The organism is Pseudomonas onubensis, assembly GCF_965653655.1.
Lineage (GTDB): Bacteria > Pseudomonadota > Gammaproteobacteria > Pseudomonadales > Pseudomonadaceae > Aquipseudomonas.
This window is the reverse complement of record NZ_CBFHAZ010000098.1, coordinates 1-24646: the sequence shown is the minus strand read 5'-3', so window position 1 is coordinate 24646 and position 24646 is coordinate 1. Positions and strand designations below refer to the sequence as shown.

At 60.6% G+C, this 24646-nt stretch carries 22 protein-coding genes; all 22 read left to right on the top strand.

Annotation, left to right across the window (positions count from 1 at the left end):
- Positions 1–272: 272 nt before the first annotated feature.
- The 22 genes from ACTD9P_RS23965 to fliJ all read left to right on the top strand — a co-directional run bounded on the left by ACTD9P_RS23965 (position 273) and on the right by fliJ (position 24579).
- Entirely contained in the window at positions 273–1013 is a 741-nt protein-coding gene (locus tag ACTD9P_RS23965; RefSeq protein WP_138814473.1) for a flagellar basal body rod protein FlgF, read from the top strand.
- Positions 1014–1080: 67 nt separating this feature from the next.
- Complete coding sequence (gene flgG, locus ACTD9P_RS23960) at positions 1081–1866, top strand: flagellar basal-body rod protein FlgG (RefSeq protein ID WP_056859743.1); 786 nt, start codon at positions 1081–1083, stop codon at positions 1864–1866.
- A gap of 53 nt (positions 1867–1919) precedes the next feature.
- The gene (gene flgH / locus ACTD9P_RS23955; protein ID WP_138814475.1) at positions 1920–2615 is read left to right on the top strand and encodes a flagellar basal body L-ring protein FlgH; all 696 of its coding nucleotides are present in this window, start codon (positions 1920–1922) and stop codon (positions 2613–2615) included.
- Positions 2616–2642: 27 nt separating this feature from the next.
- Positions 2643–3731 (top strand): flagellar basal body P-ring protein FlgI, encoded by a 1089-nt coding sequence (locus tag ACTD9P_RS23950; protein ID WP_244657872.1) that lies wholly within the window; start codon positions 2643–2645, stop codon positions 3729–3731.
- 4 nt (positions 3732–3735) lie between these two features.
- The gene (flgJ, locus tag ACTD9P_RS23945; RefSeq protein WP_438869642.1) at positions 3736–5007 is read left to right on the top strand and encodes a flagellar assembly peptidoglycan hydrolase FlgJ; all 1272 of its coding nucleotides are present in this window, start codon (positions 3736–3738) and stop codon (positions 5005–5007) included.
- 10 nt (positions 5008–5017) lie between these two features.
- A complete protein-coding gene (gene flgK, locus ACTD9P_RS23940) occupies positions 5018–7054 on the top strand; it encodes a flagellar hook-associated protein FlgK (protein WP_438869641.1) in 2037 nt (678 codons plus the stop codon).
- Between the two features lie 14 nt (positions 7055–7068).
- Positions 7069–8652, top strand: coding sequence for a flagellar hook-associated protein 3 (locus tag ACTD9P_RS23935; RefSeq protein WP_438869640.1), 1584 nt, complete (start codon positions 7069–7071; stop codon positions 8650–8652).
- 277 nt (positions 8653–8929) lie between these two features.
- Positions 8930–9859 (top strand): ketoacyl-ACP synthase III, encoded by a 930-nt coding sequence (locus ACTD9P_RS23930; RefSeq protein WP_438869639.1) that lies wholly within the window; start codon positions 8930–8932, stop codon positions 9857–9859.
- A gap of 308 nt (positions 9860–10167) precedes the next feature.
- Positions 10168–11613, top strand: coding sequence for a flagellin N-terminal helical domain-containing protein (locus tag ACTD9P_RS23925; RefSeq protein ID WP_438869638.1), 1446 nt, complete (start codon positions 10168–10170; stop codon positions 11611–11613).
- A gap of 75 nt (positions 11614–11688) precedes the next feature.
- A complete protein-coding gene (locus ACTD9P_RS23920) occupies positions 11689–12048 on the top strand; it encodes a flagellar protein FlaG (RefSeq protein WP_438869637.1) in 360 nt (119 codons plus the stop codon).
- A gap of 79 nt (positions 12049–12127) precedes the next feature.
- Positions 12128–13537 (top strand): flagellar filament capping protein FliD, encoded by a 1410-nt coding sequence (gene fliD, locus ACTD9P_RS23915; protein ID WP_438869636.1) that lies wholly within the window; start codon positions 12128–12130, stop codon positions 13535–13537.
- Positions 13538–13675: 138 nt separating this feature from the next.
- A complete protein-coding gene (fliS, locus tag ACTD9P_RS23910; protein ID WP_200433509.1) occupies positions 13676–14065 on the top strand; it encodes a flagellar export chaperone FliS in 390 nt (129 codons plus the stop codon).
- Positions 14066–14088: 23 nt separating this feature from the next.
- Complete coding sequence (gene fliT, locus ACTD9P_RS23905) at positions 14089–14385, top strand: flagellar protein FliT (RefSeq protein ID WP_438869635.1); 297 nt, start codon at positions 14089–14091, stop codon at positions 14383–14385.
- A gap of 169 nt (positions 14386–14554) precedes the next feature.
- Complete coding sequence (locus tag ACTD9P_RS23900) at positions 14555–16030, top strand: sigma-54 dependent transcriptional regulator (protein ID WP_064453465.1); 1476 nt, start codon at positions 14555–14557, stop codon at positions 16028–16030.
- 110 nt (positions 16031–16140) lie between these two features.
- Positions 16141–17352 carry a sensor histidine kinase gene (locus ACTD9P_RS23895; protein WP_438869643.1) on the top strand — a complete coding sequence of 404 codons (1212 nt, stop codon included), beginning with the start codon at positions 16141–16143 and terminating at the stop codon, positions 17350–17352.
- Between the two features lie 7 nt (positions 17353–17359).
- Positions 17360–18739: a sigma-54-dependent transcriptional regulator gene (locus ACTD9P_RS23890; protein ID WP_438869634.1), complete on the top strand. Its 1380-nt coding sequence runs from the start codon at positions 17360–17362 to the stop codon at positions 18737–18739.
- 130 nt (positions 18740–18869) lie between these two features.
- Positions 18870–19199, top strand: a complete 330-nt coding sequence (gene fliE, locus ACTD9P_RS23885; protein WP_016972029.1) for a flagellar hook-basal body complex protein FliE — start codon at positions 18870–18872, stop codon at positions 19197–19199.
- A gap of 16 nt (positions 19200–19215) precedes the next feature.
- Positions 19216–20991, top strand: coding sequence for a flagellar basal-body MS-ring/collar protein FliF (gene fliF, locus ACTD9P_RS23880; protein ID WP_017134938.1), 1776 nt, complete (start codon positions 19216–19218; stop codon positions 20989–20991).
- Positions 20984–22003, top strand: coding sequence for a flagellar motor switch protein FliG (gene fliG / locus ACTD9P_RS23875; protein ID WP_010208743.1), 1020 nt, complete (start codon positions 20984–20986; stop codon positions 22001–22003). Before fliF ends, fliG begins: the two co-directional genes overlap by 8 nt.
- 10 nt (positions 22004–22013) lie before the next feature.
- Positions 22014–22778 carry a flagellar assembly protein FliH gene (gene fliH, locus ACTD9P_RS23870; protein WP_438869633.1) on the top strand — a complete coding sequence of 255 codons (765 nt, stop codon included), beginning with the start codon at positions 22014–22016 and terminating at the stop codon, positions 22776–22778.
- Positions 22768–24126, top strand: coding sequence for a flagellar protein export ATPase FliI (fliI, locus tag ACTD9P_RS23865; RefSeq protein ID WP_138814483.1), 1359 nt, complete (start codon positions 22768–22770; stop codon positions 24124–24126). The genes fliH and fliI overlap by 11 nt, the downstream gene beginning before the upstream one ends.
- Positions 24127–24129: 3 nt before the next feature.
- Positions 24130–24579, top strand: a complete 450-nt coding sequence (gene fliJ, locus ACTD9P_RS23860) for a flagellar export protein FliJ (RefSeq protein WP_056859755.1) — start codon at positions 24130–24132, stop codon at positions 24577–24579.
- Positions 24580–24646 lie beyond the last annotated feature (67 nt).

The following is a 24646-nucleotide window of genomic DNA, read 5'->3' as shown; positions in this document are numbered from 1 at the left end:
GGTCAGTTACAGATGAATTAACTGACCCACCGCCTTCGCGAGCAAGCCCGCTCCCACATTTGATCTTTGTCGTTTTCAAGACCGGTGCTTGCCGCAGGCGGCAGTAGTCCGCCGTTTTTTCGACTCTACCCCTGTCACCTAATCTCTAAGCCTGCCCGCAAACCCCCGCCGCATATGGACTTCAATCTATTTTCAAAAGTTGGTTCGCAAATTGCTTAAGCCTCATCAGAGCAACGGTGGGCGGCAAGCGTCCGTCAGAAAGAGGATAGAGCGTGGACAAGTACCTTTATGTGGCAATGACCGGCGCCAGCCAGAATGCACTGGCGCAAAAGGCCCATGCCAACAATCTGGCGAACATTTCCACCAACGGTTTTCAGCGTGACCTGGAGCAGGCGCGTTCGATGCCGGTGTTCGGTGACAGCTTTCCGGCGCGGGCATTTGCCATGACCGAGCGGCCGGGCACCGACTTCTCCCAGGGCGCCATGATTGAAACCGGTCGCGACCTCGATGTGGCGGTCAGCGGCGACGGCTGGATGGCCGTGCAAACCCCGGATGGCGGCGAAGCCTACGTGCGCAGCGCCAGCATGAATGTGGATGCGCTGGGCGTGTTGCGTGCCGGCAACGGCATGCCGGTGATGGGCAACGGTGGCCCGATTGCCGTGCCGCCCGAGCAGAAAATCGAAGTGGGCGCCGACGGCACCATCAGCATCCGCGCCATGGGCGAAGGCCCGCGTGTGATGGCTGAGGTGGACCGCATCAAGCTGGTCCAGCCGGACCTCAAGAACATGACCAAGGGCCTGGATGGCGCCATCCATACCAAGGATGGCCAGCCGGCCCAGGCTGACGCAAACGTGCGGCTGACCTCGGGTTTCCTGCAGGCGAGCAACGTCAATGCGGTGGAAGAAATGACCGCCGTGCTGTCGCTCTCCAAGCAGTTCGAGCTGCACATCAAGATGATGAACAGCGCCAAAGAAGACGACCAGGCCATGACCCGCGTTTTGGCAATGAGCTGATTGCAGCGTCACTGAAGACTAATTTTGCAGCACAGCGCCAACAAACAGGCGCACGAAGGAGAACACTATGCTTCCGGCTCTATGGGTTGCCAAAACAGGTTTGGCCGCGCAGGACACCAACCTGACCACCATCTCCAACAACTTGGCGAACGTGTCGACCACGGGTTTCAAACGTGACCGTGCTGAGTTCCAGGACTTGCTCTATCAGATCAAGCGCCAGCCAGGTGCCCAGTCGACCCAGGACAGCGAACTGCCGTCGGGCCTGCAACTGGGTACCGGTGTGCAGATCGTCGGCACCCAGAAGAACTTCAGCGCCGGTAACCTGCAGCAAACCAACCAGCCGCTGGACATGGCCATCAACGGCCGGGGTTTCTTCCAGATCCTGCAGCCGGATGGCACCACTTCCTACACCCGTGACGGTACTTTCCACCTCGACTCCAATGGCCAGATCGTCACCGCCAACGGCTTCGCGCTGGAGCCGGCGGTGGTGGTTCCCGCCGATGCCAAGACCTTTACCGTCGGCACCGACGGCACCGTGTCCATCACCGTGGCCGGCAACCCGGCGTCGCAAGTGATCGGCAACCTGCAAACCGCCGACTTCATCAACCCGGCCGGCTTGCAGGCCATGGGTAACAACCTGTTCCTGGAAACCGCCTCCAGCGGCGCGCCGCAAATCGGCACCCCAGGCCTCAACGGTTTTGGTACCACCCTGCAACAAACCCTGGAAACCTCCAACGTCAGCACGGTTGAGGAGATGGTCAACATGATCACCACCCAGCGCGCCTACGAGATGAACTCCAAGGTGATTTCCACCGCCGACCAGATGCTTTCGTTCGTAACGCAGAATCTGTAATCAAGTCTATGGGGCGCCTTTTGCGGCGCCTGCAACACCGTGAGGTAAGGGTCATGAATCGCTATGTTTCTGTTCTGGCATTGAGTGGGATCGCCGTGCTCGCGGGCTGTGTCGCCCCGTCGCCAAAACCCAATGACCCGTACTACGCGCCGGTGTTGCCGCGCACGCCGTTGCCGGCGGCGGCCAACAATGGCTCGATCTACCAGGCCGGTTTTGAACAGAACCTGTACAGCGACCGCAAGGCCTTCCGTGTGGGTGACATCATCACCATCACCCTCAACGAGAAGACCCAGGCCAGCAAGAACGCCAACTCGCAGATCGGCAAGACCAGCAAGACCAGCATCGGCCTGACCTCGCTGTTTGGTGGCGGCCTGACCACCAATAACCCTTTGGGCGATGGCGACCTGAGCCTCAATGCCGGTTACAGCGGCGACCGTGCCACCAACGGCAAGAGCGCGGCGGGGCAGGGCAACAGCCTGACCGGTTCGATCACTGTGACCGTGGCGGATGTGTTGCCCAACGGCATCATCGCCGTACGCGGTGAAAAGTGGATGACCCTCAACACCGGCGACGAGCTGGTGCGCATCGCGGGCATGGTGCGTGCCGATGATATTTCCACCGACAACACCGTGCCGTCGACGCGCATTGCCGATGCACGCATTACCTACTCGGGTACGGGTTCGTTTGCTGATGCGAGTCAGCCGGGCTGGTTCGACCGTTTCTTCCTTAGCCCGCTGTTCCCTTTCTAGGTGGCCATTTTGAACCTCAAACAGCTGATGGCTGCCGCGTTATTGCTGGCCTTGAGCGCAGTGGCCCACGCCGAGCGGTTGAAAGACATCGCCAGTATTTCCGGCGTGCGCTCCAACCAATTGATCGGCTACGGCCTGGTCGTGGGGCTTAACGGGACGGGTGACCAGACTACCCAGACGCCGTTTACCCTGCAGACCTTCAACAACATGCTCTCGCAGTTCGGTATCAAGGTGCCGCCTGGGTCGGGCAACGTGCAGCTCAAGAACGTCGCGGCCGTGTCGATCAGTGCTGACTTGCCGGCGTTCTCCAAGCCGGGCCAGGTGGTGGACATCACCGTGTCGTCCATTGGTAACTCGAAAAGCCTGCGCGGCGGCACCTTGCTGATGACGCCGCTCAAAGGTATCGACGGTAACGTCTATGCCATTGCCCAGGGCAACCTGGTGGTCGGCGGTTTTGACGCCGAGGGCCGTGACGGCTCGAAAATCACCGTGAACGTACCATCGGCCGGTCGCATTCCTGGCGGCGCCACGGTTGAACGCACCGTGCCCAGCGGTTTCAACCAGGGCAACAGCCTGACCCTGAACCTCAACCGTTCGGACTTCACCACCGCCAAGCGCGTGGTCGACAAGATCAACGACATGCTCGGCCCTGGCGTGGCACAAGCCATCGACGGCGGCTCGATCCGTGTGACGGCGCCGCTCGACCCAAGCCAGCGCGTCGACTACCTGTCGATCCTGGAAAACCTTGAAGTCGACCCAGGCCAGGCAGTGGCCAAAGTCATCATCAACTCGCGCACCGGCACCATCGTGATCGGCCAGAACGTCAAGGTCTCGCCGGCGGCAGTCACCCACGGCAGCCTCACCGTGACCATCACCGAAGACCCGATCGTCAGTCAGCCTGGGCCGCTGTCCAATGGCCAGACAGCCGTGGTACCGCGCTCGCGGGTCAATGCCCAACAAGAAGCCAAGCCGATGTTCAAGTTCGGCCCCGGAACCACCCTGGACGAGATTGTCCGCGCGGTGAACCAGGTGGGCGCAGCGCCTGGCGACTTGATGGCAATTCTCGAAGCTTTGAAACAGGCCGGCGCCTTGCAAGCCGACCTGATCGTGATCTAAGGCCATGGCCATGGATATGCACAAAAGCGGGTTCACCAGCACGGCGGATTCGGGGTCTTACTCCGACCTCAACCGGCTGAACCAGCTCAAGGTCGGCGCCGACAAGAACAGCGAAGGCAACATGCGCAAAGTGGCGCAGGAGTTCGAGTCGCTGTTCCTGAGCGAGATGCTCAAGTCGATGCGCTCGGCCACCGAAGCGCTGGGCAAGGACAACCCGCTGAACACGCCGGCTGCCAAGCAGTACCAGGAAATGTACGACCAGCAGTTGGCGGTCTCGATGTCCCGCGAAGGCGGTGGCATCGGTCTGGCTGACGTGCTGATGCGCCAGATGCAGAAGAACAAGCCGGTTGAGGCGCAATCCTCCACCTTGCAAGGCCCGGCGGCGGCCGAACCGGTCAAGGCCAAGAAGGTCGATGTGCCAACTGAGATCGCAGCGGGCACCCAGGCGAATGGCCCGTTGGGCCGCTCCAATGGCCAGCGGCCGTTGTGGGCTTACCGCGTTGCAGAGCCGCAAGGCGCCAGCGCGCACACTAACGACATGGAACTGATGAACCAGCGCCGCATGGCGTTGCCGAGCAAGCTGACCGACCGCCTGCTGGCCGGTATCGTGCCAAGCACTCAGCCAGCCACGCAAGCCACGAGTGCGCCACTGCGTAACAGCGCCGCCACCGATAATGTGGTCAACAGCACTGCGCGCAACTTTGCCGTGCCGAGCGGGCGCATGCAGGTTTATGGCCGCGCGATTGCACAGCCGCCGCTGGCGCCGGCGAAAAAAGCCTTCAGCTCGCAGGATGAGTTTGTCGCCACCATGCTGCCGATGGCCAAGGCCGCTGCCGCGCGTATCGGCGTCGACCCCAAGTACCTGGTGGCCCAGGCCGCGCTGGAAACCGGTTGGGGCAAATCGGTGATGCGCGCCGAGGACGGCAGCAGCAGCCACAACCTGTTCGGCATCAAGGCCGGGCAGAGCTGGCAGGGCGGCCAGGCGCGTGCAATCACCAGCGAGTTTCGTGATGGGTCGATGGTCAAGGAAACGGCGCAATTTCGCTCCTATAACTCCTACCAGGACAGCTTCCACGACCTCGTGACATTGCTGCAAAGCAATGATCGCTATAAAGAAGTCGTGAAATCAGCCGACAACCCGGAACAGTTTGTACGCGAGTTGCAAAAAGCCGGATATGCAACCGACCCGGACTACGCCAGCAAGATTTCGCAGATCGCCAAAACGATGAACAGTTACCAGAATTTCGCTGCCGCTGGCGCAACCACACATTTATAAGGTCTGAACCATGAGTTTGCTCAGTATCGGGATGTCAGGACTCAATGCCGCTCAAGGCTCGTTGTCGGTCTTGAGTAACAACATTGCCAACGTCAATACCCCGGGATACTCGCGCCAGCAGACCACCCAGAACGCCAGCGCCAATAACCAGTATGGCGGCGTGTTTATCGGCAGTGGCACAACGCTCGCGGATGTGCGCCGCATTTATAACGACTTTTTGGGCGCGGCCTACCAGAGCAGCACCGCGCTGAACAGCGATGCCAACGCCTATGCGGGCCAGGCGGCAGCGATCGACAAGACCCTGTCGGACAAGTCCACGGGTATGTCGGCCGTGCTCAGCGCGTTTTTTGCTTCTTTGCAGAACGCCGCAGCCACGCCCAGCGATGTGTCTGCGCGGCAGTTGCTGATCACCAATGCCCAGACCTTGAGCAACCGCTTCAACGCGATTTCCACGCAGTTGACCCAGCAGAAAGAAAGCATCAACGGCCAGCTGTCGACCATGAGCGATCAAGTCAACAAACTGACCTCGTCGATTGCCTCGCTCAACAGTCAAATTTCGACGGCCCAGGGGTCTTCGACCAGTGCGCCGGCCAACCTGCTGGATGCGCGCAATGAGGCAGTGCGTTCGCTCAATGAGCTGATCGGCGTGACGGCCACCGAGAAGAACGGCCAGTTCAGCATCACCACCGGCACCGGCCAATCGCTGGTAGAAGGCAGCATTGCCAATACCATTTCGGCGGTGCCGAGCAAGAACGATAACAGCCAGTACACCATCCAGCTGAACATGGGCGACACGCCGATGGACATCGGCAGTGTGGTCAGTGGTGGCAGTATCGGCGGCCTGTTGCGTTATCGCAGCGATGCGCTGATGCCGGCCATCAACGACCTGGGGCGCATCGCGATTGCCACCGCCGACAGCGTTAACAGCCAGTTGGGCCAGGGCCTGGACCTGAACAGCGATTTCGGTTCCTCGCTGTTTGGCGACATCAACAGCGCTGCGGCGATTTCCCAGCGCAGCCAGGCGGCCGCCGGTAACAGCGCAGGCTCGGGCAACCTGAACGTGACGATCGCCGACAGCAGCAAGCTGTCGACCTTCGACTACAAGGTGACGTTCACCAGCGGCAACCAGTACAACGTGGTGCGCTCCGACGGCAAAGCCATGGGCTCGTTCGACACCACCACCACGCCGCCGCCAGTGATTGATGGCTTCACCCTGGCCTTGAACGGCAAGGGGCCGGTGGCGGCCGGTGACAGCTTCAAGGTCAGCCCGACGGCCAATGGCGCCAGCGGCATCAGTGTCGACCTCAAAGACCCGAACAAACTCGCCTTCGCCGCGCCCTTGGCCGGCAATGCCAGCAAGACCAACACCGGCACTGGCGCGTTCACCCAGCCGACCTTGACCGTGCCGATCGATATCGACGGCGGCGCCGCGACCGCGCAATTGCGCACCGGGATCGAAAACTCGATGCCGGTGAAAATGGTGTTCGGCAAACCTGCGGCGGACGGCACCCAGTCCTATTCGATCAGTGATGCCCAAGGCAACTCGATCGGCACCGGCACCATCATTCCGGGGCAAGGCAACAAGGTCAGCGTGAATGTGCCGATGCGCGATGCCAGCGGTGCGTTGATCCCCGGCAAAAGCTTCAGCTTTGACACCACCGTGTCCGGTTCGCCGGCCAACGGTGACAGCACCACCTTTTCATTCAACAGCGGCGCCAGCTCTGATGGCCGTAATGCCCAGGAACTGCTGGGGTTGCAGACCAAGGCTACGGTGGGCGCGGTGGACGGCAATGCGGGCGTCAGCCTGGTCAGCGCCAACAGCCGGTTGGTGTCCCAAGTCGGCTCCAAGGCCGCCCAGGCCAACACCGACAGCACCGCCACCGGCGCCTTGCTGGCGGCGAACAAGGCCGCCAGCAACTCGGTGTCCCAGGTCAACCTGGACGAGGAAGCGGGCGACATGATCAAGTTCCAGCAGTACTACACCGCGTCGTCGCAGATCATCAAGGCCGCGCAAGAAACCTTCAGCACACTGATCAACGCCCTTTAAAGGAGTCTGGAACGATGCGTATCTCTACACAGCAGTATTTCGACACCAGCTCCAGCAAGTATCAGGACAACTATTCCGGTGTGGTCAAGGCCCAGGACCAGGCGAGTTCCGGTGTGCGCGTGCAAACCGCTGCCGATGACCCGGTGGCCGCCGCCCAGTTGCTGATGTTGCAACAGCAGAAAGACATGCTGGGGCAGTACAGCGGCAACATCACGACCTTGCAGAACTCGCTGAATAATGAAGAAAGCGTGTTGGGGAGCATCGATATCGCCTTGGGCGCCGCACAGGGCCTGGCATTGCAGGCCGGTAACCTCAAGCTCAGCAACGATGATCGCAAGGCGCTCGCGGCCCAGGTCGGCGCGCTTGAAGACCAGGTATTGGGCTTGCTCAATACTAAGGACGCCAGTGGTAACTACATGTTCTCTGGGGCCAAGACCGATACACCGCCTTACAGCCGCAACAACGATGGCACCTATACCTACCAAGGTGACGAAACGCCGCTGAGCCTGCAGGTATCGAGCAACCTGACGATTGCCATGGGCGATACCGGCAAGACCTTGCTGGAAAGCTCATCCAACACCGGTCGCACGCAAACCTCGATTTTGCCGCCGGCGGTCAATGACGGCAAAGTCGCGATCTCGGCAGGCCTGGTTACTTCCGGCACGGCGTACACCAAGAGTTTTGCCGATGGTCAACCGTATAAGCTGACCTTCTCCAGTAGCACTCAATACAGCGTGAGCGACAAGGACGGTAACGACGTTACCTCTGAGATCACCGGTAATGGCACGTTTGACTCCACCAAGGAGGGCGCGTCCAGCGTCAACCTGCGCGGGGTCAAATTTGACATCAGCCTGAACCTCGGAGCGGATGTTGCCTCGGGCCCGGCCTCGGATGCGTTGGTGGCAGGCAAGTCGTTTACGCTGGAAAGCAAACCCGACACGTTCAGCAGCTCGCGTACGGCAAGCAACCCCTCCACGGCGCAGTTGACCAGTGGCCGCGTCACGGATCAGGCGGCCTACGCCAGTACCTTTCCCAACTCGGGGGCGGTGATCAAGTTCACCAGCGGCAATGCCTACGAGGTCTATGCCCAGCCCTACAGCGCCAACAGCAAGTCGATTGCCACAGGCACCATGGCCACCGGCGCGACGTCGATCACGGCGGCTGGCGTGACCTTTGATGTGAGCGGCACGCCAGGTGCCGGTGATCAGTTCTCCCTCGCTGCCACCAGCAACAAGAATATGAACGCCCTGGACACCCTGGGCCAACTGCGCAAGGCGCTGGAAACCCCAGCCGATGGCGACCCGGTTGCCATGAACAAGCTCAAGGATGTGCTCAATACCACGATCGGCAACCTGACTAACGCGTCGGCGCAGATCGACCAGGTCCGTGGCTCCATCGGTGCGCGCCAGAACGCCATGGATATCCAAGGTCAGGAAAACACCAGCCTGGGCCTGGCCAACACCTCGACCATGTCGTCATTGGCCAACGTCGATATGGGGCAGGCCGCCATTGACCTGACTTTGCAGCAGACCATGCTGCAAGCCTCGCAACTGGCCTTTGTGAAAATCTCCCAGTTGAGCCTGTTCAGCCGCATGTAATCGGCGGCAAGACATGCGGCCCACCCTGGCAACAGGGGGGGCCGTTGTCGTTTCTGGTGCCGGGAATGTTGCCGGGTTTTGCATAAAGCGCACAAAATTGAGTGACCTGTGAGTCATAAAGCGCATCTTCACTGTATCGTGTGAAAAGGATAAGTCGCTTGCGAGTCTTTACGCGGCGGCTTTCAGCGATATTTTTACGGGGTTATCCCCTTTATTGTCAGCGCTCCCGGCTCGGTCCGAGGGGTGTTATCCAGCTATTTAGTATTGGGAAGCCACAATGATTGGCATAAAAAGCATCGCCAGTTACGTGCCGGCAGACGGGATCGATAACTACGCCCAGGGTGCCAAGTTCGCCAAGGATGAAGAATTCATCATCGGCAAGATCGGTTCGGCGTTCCTGCCGCGCAAGGATGCTGCGCAGGAAACCTCCGACCTGTGCGTCGAAGCGGTCAACGCCTTGTTTGCTGCCAACCCTGAATTGAAGCGCGAATCCATCGACGCTGTGATCGTCGTGACCCAGAACGGCGATGAAGAAGGCTTGCCGCACACGGCCGCCATCGTCCAGGACAAATTGGGCCTGCCCACCCACGTGGCAGCGTTTGATATCTCCTTGGGCTGCTCGGGTTATGTCTACGGCATCTACGCGATGAAGGGCTTCATGGAAGCCACCGGCCTGAAAAACGGCCTGCTGATCACCGCCGACCCGTATTCGAAGATCGTCGACCCTGAAGATCGCAACACCACCATGCTGTTTGGTGATGCCGCCACCGCCACCTGGATGGGCGAAGACGCGCCGTGGTTGTTGGGCAAGTCCAAGTTCGGCACCGACGGTTCCGGCGCGCCGCATTTGAAGGTGAGTGATGGCGTGTTTTTCATGAACGGCCGTCAAGTGTTCAACTTCGCCTTGCTCAAGGTGCCGGCGCATTTGCACGAGCTGCTCAATGAGTCGGACCTCAAAGCCGACGAAATCGACGCATTCTGCATCCACCAGGGCAGTGCGGCGATTGTCGACGCGGTTGCGCGGCGTTTCGAAGAGGCTCCGGTAGAGAAGTTCATCAAGGACATGGTCGAGACTGGCAACACCGTGTCGTCGAGCATTCCGTTGCTGCTGGAAAAGCACATGATGGACGCCGACTGGAAGCGCGTTGCCATCAGCGGTTTCGGCGTGGGCCTGTCGTGGGGGTCGGCGATTCTCTATCGCCCGTAACGCTTCAATAGGCTGCATAAAAAACGCCCAGGCTCAAAAAGCCTGGGCGTTTTTTATTGTGGCGAGCGGGCTTGCCCCGCGTTGGGCTGCGCAGCAGCCCCAAAGATGTCAGCGGCCCATGAATTCAGGACTTTCCAGCCGCTTTAAGCCCTTGAATTACAAAGGGTGGCCCCGTGCTAGTAAAAAAAATCAAAAAAGTCCTCAAGCAACCTGCTTTCACGACGATAACTATTACGAAGGTTCTCTAGGCCACACCCGGCGGTTGCCAGGGCCGGAAGCCGCAGTACACCACCCACGAGGATTTCGTCATGGCTTTAACAGTAAACACTAACCTTGCTTCGTTGAACGTTCAGAACAACCTGAACAAGGCTTCCGGCGCCCTGCAAACTTCCATGCAGCGTCTGTCCTCCGGCCTGCGTATCAACAGCGCCAAAGACGATGCGGCCGGCCTGCAAATCTCCAACCGTCTGACCAGCCAGATCAACGGCCTGGGCGTTGCAATCAAGAACGCCAACGACGGCAGCTCGATTGCTCAGACCGCTGAAGGCGCAATGCAGCAGTCCACCAACATCCTGCAAAGCATGCGTACCCTGGCTCTGCAATCCGCCAACGGCTCGCCAAGCGCTGACGACCGTAAGTCGAACCAGGCTCAATACGCAGCACTGACTGCTGAATTGACCCGTATCGCTACCACCACTACTTTCGGTGGCAAGAACCTGCTGGACGGTTCTTTCGGTACCACTTCGTTCCAGGTCGGCGCCAACGCCAACCAGACCATCGACATGAGCATCGGTAACGTTGCAGCCAACAACATTGGTTCGCAGCAGCTGAAATCCCAAGGCGTTGCTCCAAGCGCAACAGGCGTTGCCGGCGGCGCACTCACCGTTACCGGTGGCGGCCAGTCCAAGAGCCTGACCATCGCTGCCGGTGCTTCGGCCGGGCAGATCGCTGCGCAAATGAACGGCGCTGTAGGCGGCCTGGCTGCTACTGCCAGCACTGTTGCCCAGTTCACCATTGACTCCACTGCCATCGCTGCTGCAACTCCAGCCAGCGCCAACTTCACCCTGCAAGTCGGTAGCGGTGCTGCGGTTCAGTTCACTGGCGTGGTCAAAGCTTCTGACCTGGCTGACCAACTGAAGTCCAACGCTGCCAAGCTGGGCATCACCGTTAACTACGACTCGACCACTCAAGCGCTGTCGGTCAAGTCCGATACCGGTGAGAACCTGACCTTCAACGCTGGCGACGCTGGCGCAGTTGCGGGCATCAAGGTTGCTACTCTGGATGGTTCTGGTGTTGCTGGTACTGCCGTTGCTCTGGACGCAGGTCCGATCATCGCCACTGGCGCCGTTTCCCTGAACTCCTCCAGCAGCTACTCGCTGAGCGGTGCAGGTGTGACCGGTCTGTTCGCAGCCGCTGGTACTGCTGCCAACTCCACCAAAACCACCGTCAACAACACTGACATCACCACTGCTGCCAACGCACAGAACTCGATCGACGTGATCACTCAGGCGATCTCCGACATCGACTCCCAGCGTGCCGGTCTCGGTGCTGTACAAAACCGTTTCGACAACACTGTTGCCAACCTGCAGAGCATCTCCGACAACTCCAGCGCCGCTCGCGGTCAGATCCAGGACGTTGACTACGCTGCTGAAACTGCTCAGTTGACCAAGCAACAAACCCTGCAACAGGCTTCCACTGCGATCCTGTCCCAGGCCAACCAACTGCCATCCGCTGTACTGAAGCTGCTTCAGTAATAGCCATCGGCAGATGAATGACGGAAGGGCGCGTTTACGTGCCCTTTTGTCTTTTGCGTGATGAGGAGATTGGGCATGGACATGAGTGTGAAGCTGAACCTGTCTTATCCGGCAGCGGTGCCGCAAAACGCGCCTGCCCCCGTGAACAACGACCTGCACAAAACCAGGGTCGACCCCACGGTGGCCACGGTTCAACCCCAGCAAGACTCGAAACCGTCCGACCTTGAACAGGCCGTTACGGATATTCGCAAATTCGTTCAGGCTGCCCAGCGCAACCTGGAATTTTCCATTGATGACTCCACCCATCAGGTGGTGGTCAAGGTGATTGCAACCGACAGTGGCGAAGTCATTCGTCAGATCCCGTCGGAAACTGCGTTGAAACTCGCACAAAGCCTTCACGACGCCAGCAACGTGTTGTTTGACGCGAAAGTCTGAGCTGGCATGAATTTTGTTGCTGTAGCTGCTTGAGGCGTCGTCCGTCAATAAAGCGCCAGCCCCGATCAGGAGAAGTGTCATGGGTGATATCACGGTAAGCGGCCCGGTTACGGGGATTAATACCGAGTCGATCGTTACGGCCTTGGTGAATGCTGAGCAAGCACCCAAGCAGTCGCAGATCAACAAGCAGACGCAAACGTCGACTGCCCAACTGTCCTCGATCGGCAAGATTCAAGCGGCGCTGGACGCGTTTCGCGGTGCGATGGACAACATGGCCAAGGACGCCAGTATCGGTGGCCTGACGGCGACTGCCTCAGACGCCAACGTATCGACTGTCACCCTCGGCGCCGGTGCCTCTGCGGGCAGTTATCAGCTGATAGTCAACCAGCTGGCGACTGCTTCGAAAGTGGCGACGCAGACGTATGCCGGTGGTGCAAAGACGGTCGTCAATACTGGCAATACCTCGACCACCCTGGAAATTTCCCAGTCGGGTCAGAGTTATGGTGTGAGCGTGCCGCCGGGTGCGACGTTGCAGCAAGTGCGTGACTCGATCAACGCCCAATACAGCAGTGTCGGCCTGAGTGCCAACATCCTGACTGACGCCACCGGTTCCCGTCTGGTCATGACATCGACCAATACCGGCGTCGGCACCGACATTACCATTGGCGGCAACTCCGGCCTGGAAGTGGGCACCTCGGTGGTGAGCCCACCGGCGAATGCGAAGTACACCATTGACGGCACTCCCCAGGAGTCCAAGAGCAACACCCTGAGCGACGCGATCAGTGGCGTGAGTATCAAGCTGACGGCTTTGTCGCCTCTGCCTGCCGGCGTCACGGGCGCGTTGCCTGATGGTGTTACGCGCGTGGCGTCGACCATCACGGTTTCGCGCAGCAACGACACGCTCAAGAGTTCGGTTAAGGGGTTTGTCGATACCTATAACGCCCTGATGACGGCGATCGGCAACGAGACCAAGGTCACCAGCAACCCGGATGGTTCCACCACGTCTTCTGCGCTGACGGGCGATGCCACTATGCGCACGTTGCAGTCGGCTCTGCGCGCGCAGATGAACGCATTGGCAGGCACGGGTACGTTGAAGTCCCTCGCCCAATTTGGTGTAAATACGGACTCGGGCACTGGCAAGTTGAGCATTGATGACAAACTGTTCAGTGCCGCCATCGCCACCAACCCCACCGATATCGGCGGCATTTTCAACGGTGACAATGGCCTGCTGGCGCGCATGAAAACCGCGACTGACAGCTATGCGCTGAGCAACACCGGTGTGCTGGCCACGCGTTCGACCACGCTGTCGAATAACCTCAAGGACCTGCAAAACCAGCAGGACACCCTGACCGCGCGCATGGCCGCCCTCAAAACCAGCCTGACCGCCAAGTACACCACCATGAACAATCTGGTCGCCCAGCTCACCAGCCAGCGTTCCAGTGTCATGACCACGCTCAACGCGCTGAACAAGTCGAATTCGGACAGTTGATGCCGGCTGAAGCCGCCCGGTGATCCTGCGCCGGGCAGGGCTTTCAGCAGATCGTCGGGTTAAAGTTTTCTGTCATCGCGTCGACATATTAGTCAGAGCCCATCTTAATTTTGCTGTTGCCTGTCACGAGGTAGAAACATGAATCCCATGAGAGCCCTTCGCCAATACCAGAAGGTCAATTCCCATGCCCAGATCTCCGAAGCCAGCCCACACCGTCTGGTGCAGATGCTGATGGAAGGCGCGCTGGACCGCATGGCTCAGGCCAAGGGCGCCATGGCTCGTGGTGATATCGCGCAAAAGGGTTTGCTGCTGGGCAAGGCGATCGACATCCTGATCGGCTTGCGTGACGGCCTGAACCCGGAAAAAACCGAAGATCCGGCCGCGTTGCAGCAACTCGATAACCTGTATGCCTACATGACCACGCGCCTGCTTGAAGCCAACAGCAAGAGCGATGTCAGCATGATCGACGAAGTAGCCGGCCTGATGATTACGCTCAAGGAAGGCTGGGACGGTATTGCAACACTGTAGGCCTTTGGCCTGAGGATGATGTCATGAGCCACGCCCTGCAACGGATTGACGAGACCCGCGAAGCCTTGGTCGATGCATTGGCGCAACGTAACTGGGACGCCATCGGCGAACTGGACATGGGGTGCCGCGCGGTCATCGACGAGGTGCTCAATAACGCGCCGGTGGACGAGGATGCGCTGCGGGAGAAGCTTGAGAGTTTGCTGGCGGTGTATCAGCAGTTGCTGGAAGTGACGACCGGCGAACGCCAGGCGATTTTCGAAGAGATGTCGCAGATCAACCGCGCGCAAAGTGCGTCAAAGGTTTACCATCTGTTCGGCTGAACTGGCTCAGTTAATCCGAACGGCGCGTCATATATTTGACTGTGCTCGCATTTTTGACTTAACTAGTGCTGTTTTCAGATTTCAGGCGTCAGTAAGGTAAGAAGTCTTACAGGCGTCTCGATTGCCCTCACTCTGGGGCAGGAAGTTTTACTAGGGAAGTTGCTATTGCATGTGGCGTGAAACCAAAATTCTGCTGATTGATGACGATAGCGTCCGCCGCCGCGATTTAGCGGTGATTTTAAATTTTCTCGGTGAAGAAAATTTACCCTGCGGCAGCCATGACTGGCAGCAGGCGGTCAGCTCTTTGTCATCGAGCCGTGAAGTCATTTGTGTGCTGATCGGGACGGTGAACGCTCCTGGCGCCGTTTTGGGCCTGTTAAAGACACTGTCGACCTGGGATGAGTTCCTTCCGGTGTTGCTGATGGGCGATATTTCTTCCGTGGACCTGCCGGAAGACCAGCGCCGCCGCGTGCTTTCCACCCTGGAAATGCCGCCCAGCTACAGCAAATTGCTTGATTCGCTGCACCGTGCCCAGGTCTATCGCGAGATGTACGACCAGGCCCGCGAGCGCGGCCGTCACCGTGAACCCAACCTGTTCCGCAGCCTCGTCGGCACCAGCCGTGCGATCCAGCACGTGCGCCAGATGATGCAGCAAGTCGCCGACACCGACGCCAGCGTGCTGATCCTTGGCGAATCCGGCACCGGCAAGGAAGTGGTCGCCCGCAACCTGCACTATCACTCCAAGCGCCGCGACGGGCCATTCGTGCCGGTCAACTGCGGGGCGATCCCGGCAGAGCTGCTCGAAAGCGAACTGTTCGGCCACGAGAAGGGCGCCTTTACCGGGGCGATCACCAGCCGTGCCGGGCGTTTTGAGCTGGCCAACGGCGGCACCTTGTTCCTCGACGAAATCGGCGACATGCCGCTGCCGATGCAGGTCAAGCTGCTGCGCGTATTGCAGGAGCGCACCTTCGAGCGCGTGGGCAGCAACAAGACCCAGAGCGTCGACGTGCGCATCATCGCCGCCACCCACAAGAACCTCGAAAGCATGATCGAGGTCGGCAGCTTCCGCGAAGACCTGTACTACCGCCTCAACGTATTCCCTATCGAAATGGCCCCGCTGCGCGAGCGCGTGGAAGACATCCCGTTGCTGATGAACGAGTTGATCTCGCGCATGGAGCACGAAAAGCGCGGTTCGATCCGCTTCAACTCCGCGGCGATCATGTCCCTGTGCCGTCACGGCTGGCCGGGCAACGTACGTGAGCTGGCCAACCTGGTGGAGCGCATGGCGATCATGCACCCCTACGGTGTGATCGGCGTGGTCGAGTTGCCAAAGAAATTCCGTTACGTCGACGACGAAGACGAGCAACTGGTCGACAGCCTGCGCACCGACCTCGAAGAGCGCGTGGCCATCAACGGCCACACACCGGACTTCGGCTCCACCGCCATGCTGCCGCCTGAAGGCCTGGACTTGAAGGACTACCTCGGTAGCCTCGAACAAGGCCTGATCCAGCAGGCGCTGGATGATGCCAACGGCATTGTTGCCCGCGCCGCCGAACGCCTGCGCATCCGTCGAACCACCCTGGTGGAGAAGATGCGCAAGTACGGTATGAGCCGCCGGGAAGGTGATGAACAGGCGGATGATTGACGCCTGTTTTTTAAACTACTGAAATATCAGTAGTTTTTTTTCGGCACGGGTATTGCTACAGCCCTCGCAACGTTCCGTTTAACTGACGGTCAGCCAAGCGAGAGAGCATGATGCCCCACGCCGCCCAACATTCTTTGGTCCCTGATGCTCAGGGGCCTGTCCCGACCGCCGAGCAGCTCAGCCGACATGGCCTGGAACAGGCGTTTTCGCTGTTCAACCAGATGTCGAGCCAACTGACTGACTCTTACAGCTTGCTGGAGGCGCGGGTTTCCGAGCTTAAAGGCGAACTGGCGGTGGTCAGCGCCCAGCGTATGCAAGAGCTGGCCGAGAAAGAGCGCCTGGCCAACCGTCTGCAAAACCTGCTGTCGCTGTTGCCCGGTGGCGTGATCGTCATTGATGACCAGGGCCGTGTGCGCGAAGCCAACCCGGCTGCCGTCGACATGCTCGGCCTGCCGCTGGAAGGCGAGTTGTGGCGCGAAGTCATCGCCCGTTGCTTCGCCCCGCGTGAAGACGACGGCCACGAAATCTCCCTCAAGGACGGTCGTCGCCTGTCCATCGCCACCCGTTCCCTGGACGCCGAGCCCGGCCAGTTGGTGTTGCTCAACGACCTGACAGAAACCCGTCACCTGCAAGACCAGTTGGCGCGCCATGAACGCTTGTCGTCATTGGGGCGGATGGTCGCTTCTTTGGCGCATCAGATCCGCACGCCGCTGTCGGCGGCGTTGATCTACGCCAGTCATTTGACTGATGAGCAATTGCCGGCCGCCACCCACCAACGTTTTGCTGGCCGCCTCAAAGAGCGCTTGCATGAGTTGGAGCACCAGGTGCGCGACATGCTGGTGTTCGCCCGCGGCGAATTGCCGCTGACCGACCGCGTTACGCCCGCTGTGTTGATGCAGTCGCTGCAAGCGGCGGCCGCCACCCATATCCAGGATGCCAATGTACGCTGGCAGTGCGACAGCCATCTTGGCGAGTTGCTGTGCAACCGCGACACCCTGGTCGGCGCCTTGCTCAACCTGATCGAAAACGCCACCCAGGCAAGCGGCCCCGGTGCGCGGCTCAAAGTTCACCTGTACACCCGCGAGCAAACCTTGCGCCTGTGTATCAGCGACAGCGGCAGCGGCATCGAACCGTTAGTGCTGCAACGCCTGGGCGAACCATTTTTTACCACCAAGACCAACGGCACCGGCCTCGGGCTGACCGTGGTCAAGGCAGTGGCACGTGCGCATCAGGGAGAATTGCAGCTGCACTCCCGGTTGGGGCGTGGCACCTGTGCATTGATGACCTTGCCGCTGTTTTCCAGCGCGGCAAGCGCGGAGTAAAAGGACTATGGCTATCAAGGTTTTACTGGTCGAAGACGATCGCGCCCTGCGTGAAGCATTGGCTGACACGCTGCTGTTGGCGGGCCATGACTACCGGGCGGTCGGTTCTGCCGAGGAAGCCTTGGAGGCGGTCGAGCAGGAATCTTTCAGCCTGGTGGTCAGTGACGTCAACATGCCCGGCATGGACGGCCACCAGTTGCTCGGCCTGCTGCGCGCGCGCCAGCCACAACTGCCGGTGCTGCTGATGACCGCCCATGGCGCCGTGGAGCGGGCGGTGGACGCCATGCGCCAGGGCGCGGCGGATTATCTGGTCAAACCCTTTGAGCCCAAAGCCCTGATCGAACTGGTTGCCCGGCATGCACTCGGCGTGGTTTCGAATGCCGAAGGCGAAGGCCCGATTGCCTTTGAGCCGGCCAGCGCACAGTTGCTGGAACTGGCAGCGCGTGTGGCGCGTAGCGATTCCACCGTACTGATCTCCGGCGAGTCCGGCACCGGTAAAGAAGTGCTGGCGCGGTATATCCATCAGCAATCGAGCCGTGCCAAACAACCCTTTATCGCGATCAATTGCGCGGCCATCCCCGACAACATGCTCGAAGCCACTTTGTTCGGCCATGAAAAAGGTTCGTTCACCGGCGCCATCGCGGCCCAGGCCGGCAAGTTCGAACAGGCCGACGGCGGCACCATCCTGCTCGACGAAATCTCGGAAATGCCCCTGGGCCTGCAAGCCAAGCTGCTGCGAGTGTTGCAGGAGCGTGAGGTGGAGCGCGTCGGCGCGCGCAAGCCGATCCAGCTGGATATCCGCGTGGTTGCCACCACCAACCGCGACTTGGCGGGCGAAGTGGCGGCGGGGCGCTTCCGTGAAGACTTGTTCTACCGGCTCTCGGTGTTTCCGCTGGCCTGGCGCCCGTTGCGTGAGCGCCCGGCGGATATCATTCCGCTGGCCGAGCGCCTGCTGAACAACCACGTCAAAAAAATGAAGCACGCCCAGGCGCGGTTGTCGGCTGAGGCCCAGGCTTGCCTGATCAGCTACCCATGGCCGGGCAATGTGCGCGAATTGGACAACGCCATCCAGCGCGCGCTGATTTTGCAGCAGGGCGGGTTGATCCAGCCGCAAGACTTCTGCCTGGCCATGGGCAGTGGCAGTGCGCCGTTGCCGAGCCTGGCGCCCGCACCCGTGGCGGCTGCCGAAACCGAGTCCGGCGGTGCCCTGGGCGACGACCTGCGTCGCCGCGAATTCCAGATGATCATCGACACCTTGCGTGCCGAGCGCGGCCGTCGCAAAGAGGCCGCTGAGCGCCTGGGCATCAGCCCGCGCACCCTGCGTTACAAGCTGGCGCAGATGCGCGACGCCGGGATGGACGTGGAAGCCTATCTTTTCGCCACCTGACCGGTAACAAGGTCGACAAGGTTTGTCGCCTTTTCTTACGAGTTGCTACAGAGCTGGCACCCTTGTTGCTACCTCCCTGGTAATTGCTGCGTAGTGTCAAAAAATTGCGGGTCGTCGGAGAGAGAAGGTCATGAGCCAGGGTATTGAGTTCAATCGGTTGATGTTGGATATGCGCTCCATGCAAATGGATGCCATGGCTCAACCGAAATCCGTCGCGCCAGCGCCGGAATTGGGCCAAAGCAGTTTTGCCGACATGCTCGGTCAGGCAATCAACAAAGTCAGCGACACCCAGCAAGCCTCCAATCAGTTGGCCACCGCCTTCGAGATCGGCAAGAGCGGCGTGGACCTCACCGATGTGATGGTCGCTTCGCAAAAGGCCAGCGTTTCATTTCAAGCCTTGACCCAAGTGCGTAACAAGCTGGTTCAGGCTTATCAAGACATCATGCAGATGCCGGTTTAAGGACGAGATTTAAGTCATGGCAGAAGCAGTCTCCGACAACGTACCCGCCAAGGCAGACGGCAAGCCGCCGTTGTTTGGCCTGTCGTTCCTGGAAAACCTCTCGGAAATGACCATGCTGCGGCAGGTGGGCCTGATGGTCGGCCTGGCTGCCAGCGTGGCGATTGGTTTTGCCGTGGTGTTGTGGTCGCAACAACCCGATTACCGCCCGCTGTACGGCAGCCTGGCGGGCATGGATTCCAAGCAGATCATGGAAACCCTGGCCGCCGCCGACATCGCCTACACAGTAGAGCCCAACTCCGGCGCTTTGTTGGTCAAGGCTGATGACGTGGCCCGTGCGCGCATGAAGCTGGCTGCGGCCGGTGTCACGCCGTCCGACAGCAATATCGGTTTTGAAATCCTCGACAAGGACCAGGGCCTGGGCACCAGCCAGTTCATGGAGGCGACCCGTTATCGGCGTGGCCTGGAAGGCGAACTGGCGCGCACCATCAGCAGCCTGAACAACGTCAAGGGCGCCCGCGTGCACCTGGCGATCCCGAAAAGCTCGGTGTTCGTGCGTGACGAACGCAAGCCCAGTGCTTCGGTGTTGGTTGAACTGTTTTCCGGCCGCTCCCTGGAGCCTGGCCAGGTACTGGCGATCATCAATCTGGTGGCCACCAGCGTTCCCGAATTGAGCAAGTCGCAAATCACCGTGGTCGACCAGAAGGGCAACCTGCTGTCCGACCAGGCCGAGAACTCCGCGCTGACCCAGGCCGGCAAACAGTTCGACTACAGCCGCCGCATGGAAAGCATGCTCACCCAGCGCGTGCACAATATTCTGCAACCGGTGTTGGGCAATGACCGCTACAAGGCTGAAGTGTCCGCCGACGTGGATTTCAGCGCGGTCGAGTCGACCTCCGAACAGTTCAACCCCGACCAACCGGCGCTGCGCAGCGAGCAGTCCACCAGCGAACAGCGCACCGCCAGCAATGGCCCGCAAGGTGTGCCGGGTGCCCTGAGCAACCAGCCACCGGCACCGGCGACTGCGCCGCAAACCACGGGTGGCGCAGCCGCTACGGCTGGCGCGATCCAGCCTGGGCAGCCATTGTTGGACGCCAATGGCCAGCAGATCATGGACCCGGCCACCGGCCAGCCGATGCTCGCGCCGTACCCGGCGGACAAGCGTAACCAGTCGACCAAGAACTTCGAACTCGACCGTTCCATCAGCCACACCAAGCAGCAGCAGGGCAAGATCAATCGCCTGTCGGTGTCGGTGGTGGTTGATGATCAGGTCAAGGTCAACCCGGCTGACGGCGCCGTCACCCGTGCGCCGTGGAGCACCGATGAATTGGCGCGCTTCACGCGTCTGGTGCAGGACGCCGTCGGTTTCGACGCCAGCCGTGGAGACAGCGTCAGCGTGATCAACATGCCGTTCTCCGCCGAGCGCGCCGAAGTGATCGCCGACCCTGCGTTCTACACGCAGCCGTGGTTCTGGGACATCGTTAAACAAGTGCTGGGTGTGTTGTTCATTCTGGTGCTGGTATTCGGCGTGCTGCGTCCGGTGCTCAACAACATCACCGGCAACGGCAAGAAACAGCTGGCCCTGGCCGGTGGCGATGTTGAGTTGGGTGGCATGGGCGGCCTGGACGGCGAACTGGCCAACGACCGCGTCAGCCTCGGCGGCCCGCAAAGCATTCTGTTGCCAAGCCCGAGCGAAGGCTATGACGCGCAGCTGAATGCAATCAAGAGCCTGGTAGCAGAAGACCCGGGTCGTGTGGCCCAGGTCGTGAAAGAGTGGATCAACGCAGATGAGTGATAATCGAGCCGCTGTTGCCAAGCTCACCAAGGTCGACAAAGCCGCAGTTTTGCTGCTGTCCCTGGGTGAAACCGACGCCGCCCAAGTGCTGCGCCACATGGGGCCCAAAGAGGTCCAGCGCGTGGGCGTGGCCATGGCGCAGATGCGCAACGTGCACCGTGAGCAGGTCGAGCAGGTGATGAGCGAGTTCGTCGAGATCGTCGGCGACCAGACCAGCCTGGGCGTCGGCTCCGACAGCTATATCCGCAAGATGCTCACCTCGGCTCTCGGCGAAGACAAGGCCAACGGCCTGATCGACCGCATCCTGCTGGGCGGCAACACCAGTGGCCTGGACAGCCTCAAGTGGATGGAACCGCGCGCAGTGGCCGACGTGATCCGCTACGAGCACCCGCAGATCCAGGCGATCGTCGTCGCTTACCTCGACCCGGACCAGGCCGGTGAAGTGCTCGGCCACTTCGACCATAAAGTGCGCCTGGACATCATCCTGCGCGTGTCGTCGCTGAACACCGTGCAGCCGGCAGCCCTGAAAGAACTCAACACGATTCTGGAGAAGCAGTTCTCCGGCAACTCGAATGCTTCGCGCACCACCTTGGGTGGCATCAAGCGTGCGGCCGACATCATGAACTTCCTCGACAGCTCGGTCGAAGGCCAGTTGATGGACTCGATCCGCGAGATCGACGACACCCTGTCCGGCCAGATCGAAGACCTCATGTTCGTGTTCAACAACCTCTCCGATGTCGACGACCGTGGCATCCAGGCGTTGCTGCGCGAAGTCTCCTCCGACGTGCTGGTGCTGGCCCTCAAAGGCTCGGACGAAAACGTCAAAGAGAAGATCTTCAAGAACATGTCCAAGCGTGCTTCCGAACTGTTGCGCGACGACCTCGAAGCCAAAGGCCCGGTGCGCGTCAGCGACGTCGAAACCGCGCAGAAAGAAATCCTCACCATTGCCCGCCGTATGGCCGAAGCCGGAGAAATCGTTCTCGGCGGGAAGGGCGGCGAAGAAATGATCTAAGGCGCGTCCCATGTCGAACAAAGATGAGACGCCCAGCGATCTGATTCGCGCACGGGATGTCGGCGGGTTCGACATCTGGTCGCTGCCCAGCTTCGATCCGCATGTGCCGGAGCCTGAGCCTGAGCCGGTGGTTGAAACCCCGGTAGAAATGGAAGAAGTGCCGCTGGATGAAGTCCAGCCACTGACCCTTGAGGAGTTGGAAGCCATCCGCCAGGAGGCCTACAACGAAGGCTTTGCCGCCGGTGAAAAAGACGGCTTTCGCAGCACCACCCTCAAGGTGCGCCAGGAAGCCGAAGAGGCGCTCAGCGTCAAACTCGCCAGCCTGGAACGGCTGATGGGCACGCTGTTCGACCCGATTGCCGAGCAGGATACGCAGATCGAAAAAGCCATGGTCGGCCTGGTCGAGCACATCGCCCGCCAGGTGATCCAGCGTGAATTGGTGCTCGATTCCAGCCATATCGAAAGCGTCATGCGCGAAGCCCTCAAGCTGTTGCCGTTGGGCGTGGGCAATGTGCGCCTGTACATCAACCCGCAGGATTTCGAACAGGTCAAAGCCCTGCGCGAGCGCCATGAAGAAACCTGGCGCATCGTCGAGGACGCGGCGTTGTTGCCCGGTGGTTGCCGCGTCGAGACCGAACACAGTCGCATCGATGCCACGGTGGAAACGCGCATCAGCCAGATCATGGGCAAGCTGTTTGATCAGTTGCATGAACAAGCCCTGCACCCGGCCGAGCCGGACCTGAGTGTGGACCTGGACGCTACCGATGCGCCTTGATCGCACCAGCTTCGCCAAGCGCTTGGGCAGCTACGCCGAGGCCACGGAGTTGCCCGGCCAGCCGATCCTCGAAGGGCGCCTGCTGCGCATGGTCGGCCTGACCCTCGAAGCCGAAGGCCTGCGCGCCGCCATGGGCAGCCGCTGCCTGGTGATCAACGACGACAGCTACCACCCGGTGCAGGTCGAAGCCGAGGTGATGGGCTTTTCCGGCAGCAAGATTTTCCTGATGCCGGTCGGCAGCCTGGCGGGCATCGCCCCTGGCGCCCGCGTGGTGCCGTTGGCCGACACCGGCCGCCTGCCCATGGGCATGAGCATGCTCGGCCGTGTGCTCGATGGCGCCGGCCGCGCACTCGACGGCAAGGGCGGCATGAAGGCCGAAGACTGGGTGCCGATGGACGGCCCGACCATCAACCCGCTCAACCGCAACCCCATCAGTGTGCCGCTGGACGTGGGCATTCGCAGCATCAACGGTTTATTGACGGTCGGTCGCGGCCAGCGCCTGGGCCTGTTTGCCGGTACGGGCGTAGGTAAGTCGGTGTTGCTGGGCATGATGACGCGTTTTACCGAGGCCGACATTATCGTGGTCGGGCTGATCGGCGAGCGTGGTCGTGAAGTTAAGGAGTTCATCGAGCACAGCCTCGGTGAAGAGGGCCTCAAGCGCTCCGTCGTCGTCGCATCCCCAGCCGACGATGCGCCGCTGATGCGCCTGCGCGCCGCCATGTACTGCACGCGCATCGCCGAATATTTTCGTGACAAGGGCAAGAATGTCCTGCTGCTGATGGACTCGCTCACACGTTTTGCCCAGGCCCAGCGGGAAATCGCCCTGGCCATCGGCGAGCCGCCGGCCACCAAAGGTTACCCGCCGTCGGTGTTCGCCAAGCTGCCCAAACTGGTGGAGCGCGCCGGTAATGCCGAGGCCGGTGGCGGTTCAATCACCGCGTTCTACACGGTGTTGTCCGAAGGCGATGACCAGCAAGACCCGATTGCCGACTCGGCGCGGGGCGTGCTCGACGGCCATATCGTGCTGTCGCGGCGGTTGGCCGAGGAAGGGCACTACCCGGCCATCGACATCGAAGCCTCGATCAGCCGGGTAATGCCGGCGGTGGTCACGCCCGAGCACATGGCGCGTGCGCAGCATTTCAAGCAACTGTGGTCGCGTTATCAGCAGAGCCGCGACCTGATCAGCGTCGGCGCCTACGTGGCCGGTGGTGATCGCGAAACCGACCTGGCCATCGCGCTACAACCGCAACTGGTGAGCTACCTGCGCCAGGGCCTTAACGACAAGATCAGCATGGGCGAAAGCGAAGCGCACCTGGGCTCGATCTTCGCCCCGGCGCCGGGCGGTTAAGTCATGGCCAGCACCCGCTCTTCCCGCCTGGCCCCAGTGGTGGACATGGCCGAAAAGGCCGAAAAAACCGCCGTGCAGCGCCTGGGTTATTTCCAGGGTCAGGTGCGCCTGGCGGAAAGCAAACTGGGTGACCTGGAGCGTTTTCGCGGCGAGTACCAGCAGCAATGGATCGAGCGCGGCAGCAAGGGCGTGTCTGGCCAGTGGCTGATGGGCTACCAGGGCTTTCTCAACCAGCTGGAAACTGCCGTGGGCCAGCAGCGCCAGAGCCTGGCCTGGCATCAGAACAACCTCGATAAAGCCCGTGAGGCTTGGCAAGCGGCGTTTGCCCGCGTTGAAGGCTTGCGCAAGCTGGTGCAGCGTTATATCGACGAAGCGCGGGCGCTTGAAGACAAGCGCGAGCAAAAGCTGCTCGATGAGCTGTCACAGCGACTTCCCCGGCAGTCACAGTACTAAAAATGTGGGAGCGGGCTTGCTCGCGAAAGCGGTGTGTCAGTCAACAGACTCATTGGCTGATCCACCG

Coding starts and splice junctions, on each gene's coding strand:
- fliD (WP_438869636.1), top strand. CDS start 12,128: ATGGGTGATATCACGGTAAGCGGCCCGGTTACGGGGATTAATACCGAG.
- ACTD9P_RS23890 (WP_438869634.1), top strand. CDS start 17,360: ATGGCTATCAAGGTTTTACTGGTCGAAGACGATCGCGCCCTGCGTGAA.
- fliT (WP_438869635.1), top strand. CDS start 14,089: ATGAGCCACGCCCTGCAACGGATTGACGAGACCCGCGAAGCCTTGGTC.
- fliE (WP_016972029.1), top strand. CDS start 18,870: ATGAGCCAGGGTATTGAGTTCAATCGGTTGATGTTGGATATGCGCTCC.
- ACTD9P_RS23925 (WP_438869638.1), top strand. CDS start 10,168: ATGGCTTTAACAGTAAACACTAACCTTGCTTCGTTGAACGTTCAGAAC.
- ACTD9P_RS23935 (WP_438869640.1), top strand. CDS start 7,069: ATGCGTATCTCTACACAGCAGTATTTCGACACCAGCTCCAGCAAGTAT.
- ACTD9P_RS23950 (WP_244657872.1), top strand. CDS start 2,643: ATGGCTGCCGCGTTATTGCTGGCCTTGAGCGCAGTGGCCCACGCCGAG.
- flgJ (WP_438869642.1), top strand. CDS start 3,736: ATGGCCATGGATATGCACAAAAGCGGGTTCACCAGCACGGCGGATTCG.
- fliS (WP_200433509.1), top strand. CDS start 13,676: ATGAATCCCATGAGAGCCCTTCGCCAATACCAGAAGGTCAATTCCCAT.
- fliG (WP_010208743.1), top strand. CDS start 20,984: ATGAGTGATAATCGAGCCGCTGTTGCCAAGCTCACCAAGGTCGACAAA.
- fliI (WP_138814483.1), top strand. CDS start 22,768: ATGCGCCTTGATCGCACCAGCTTCGCCAAGCGCTTGGGCAGCTACGCC.
- fliJ (WP_056859755.1), top strand. CDS start 24,130: ATGGCCAGCACCCGCTCTTCCCGCCTGGCCCCAGTGGTGGACATGGCC.
- ACTD9P_RS23920 (WP_438869637.1), top strand. CDS start 11,689: ATGGACATGAGTGTGAAGCTGAACCTGTCTTATCCGGCAGCGGTGCCG.
- ACTD9P_RS23900 (WP_064453465.1), top strand. CDS start 14,555: ATGTGGCGTGAAACCAAAATTCTGCTGATTGATGACGATAGCGTCCGC.
- fliF (WP_017134938.1), top strand. CDS start 19,216: ATGGCAGAAGCAGTCTCCGACAACGTACCCGCCAAGGCAGACGGCAAG.
- ACTD9P_RS23930 (WP_438869639.1), top strand. CDS start 8,930: ATGATTGGCATAAAAAGCATCGCCAGTTACGTGCCGGCAGACGGGATC.
- ACTD9P_RS23895 (WP_438869643.1), top strand. CDS start 16,141: ATGCCCCACGCCGCCCAACATTCTTTGGTCCCTGATGCTCAGGGGCCT.
- flgK (WP_438869641.1), top strand. CDS start 5,018: ATGAGTTTGCTCAGTATCGGGATGTCAGGACTCAATGCCGCTCAAGGC.
- flgH (WP_138814475.1), top strand. CDS start 1,920: ATGAATCGCTATGTTTCTGTTCTGGCATTGAGTGGGATCGCCGTGCTC.
- flgG (WP_056859743.1), top strand. CDS start 1,081: ATGCTTCCGGCTCTATGGGTTGCCAAAACAGGTTTGGCCGCGCAGGAC.
- fliH (WP_438869633.1), top strand. CDS start 22,014: ATGTCGAACAAAGATGAGACGCCCAGCGATCTGATTCGCGCACGGGAT.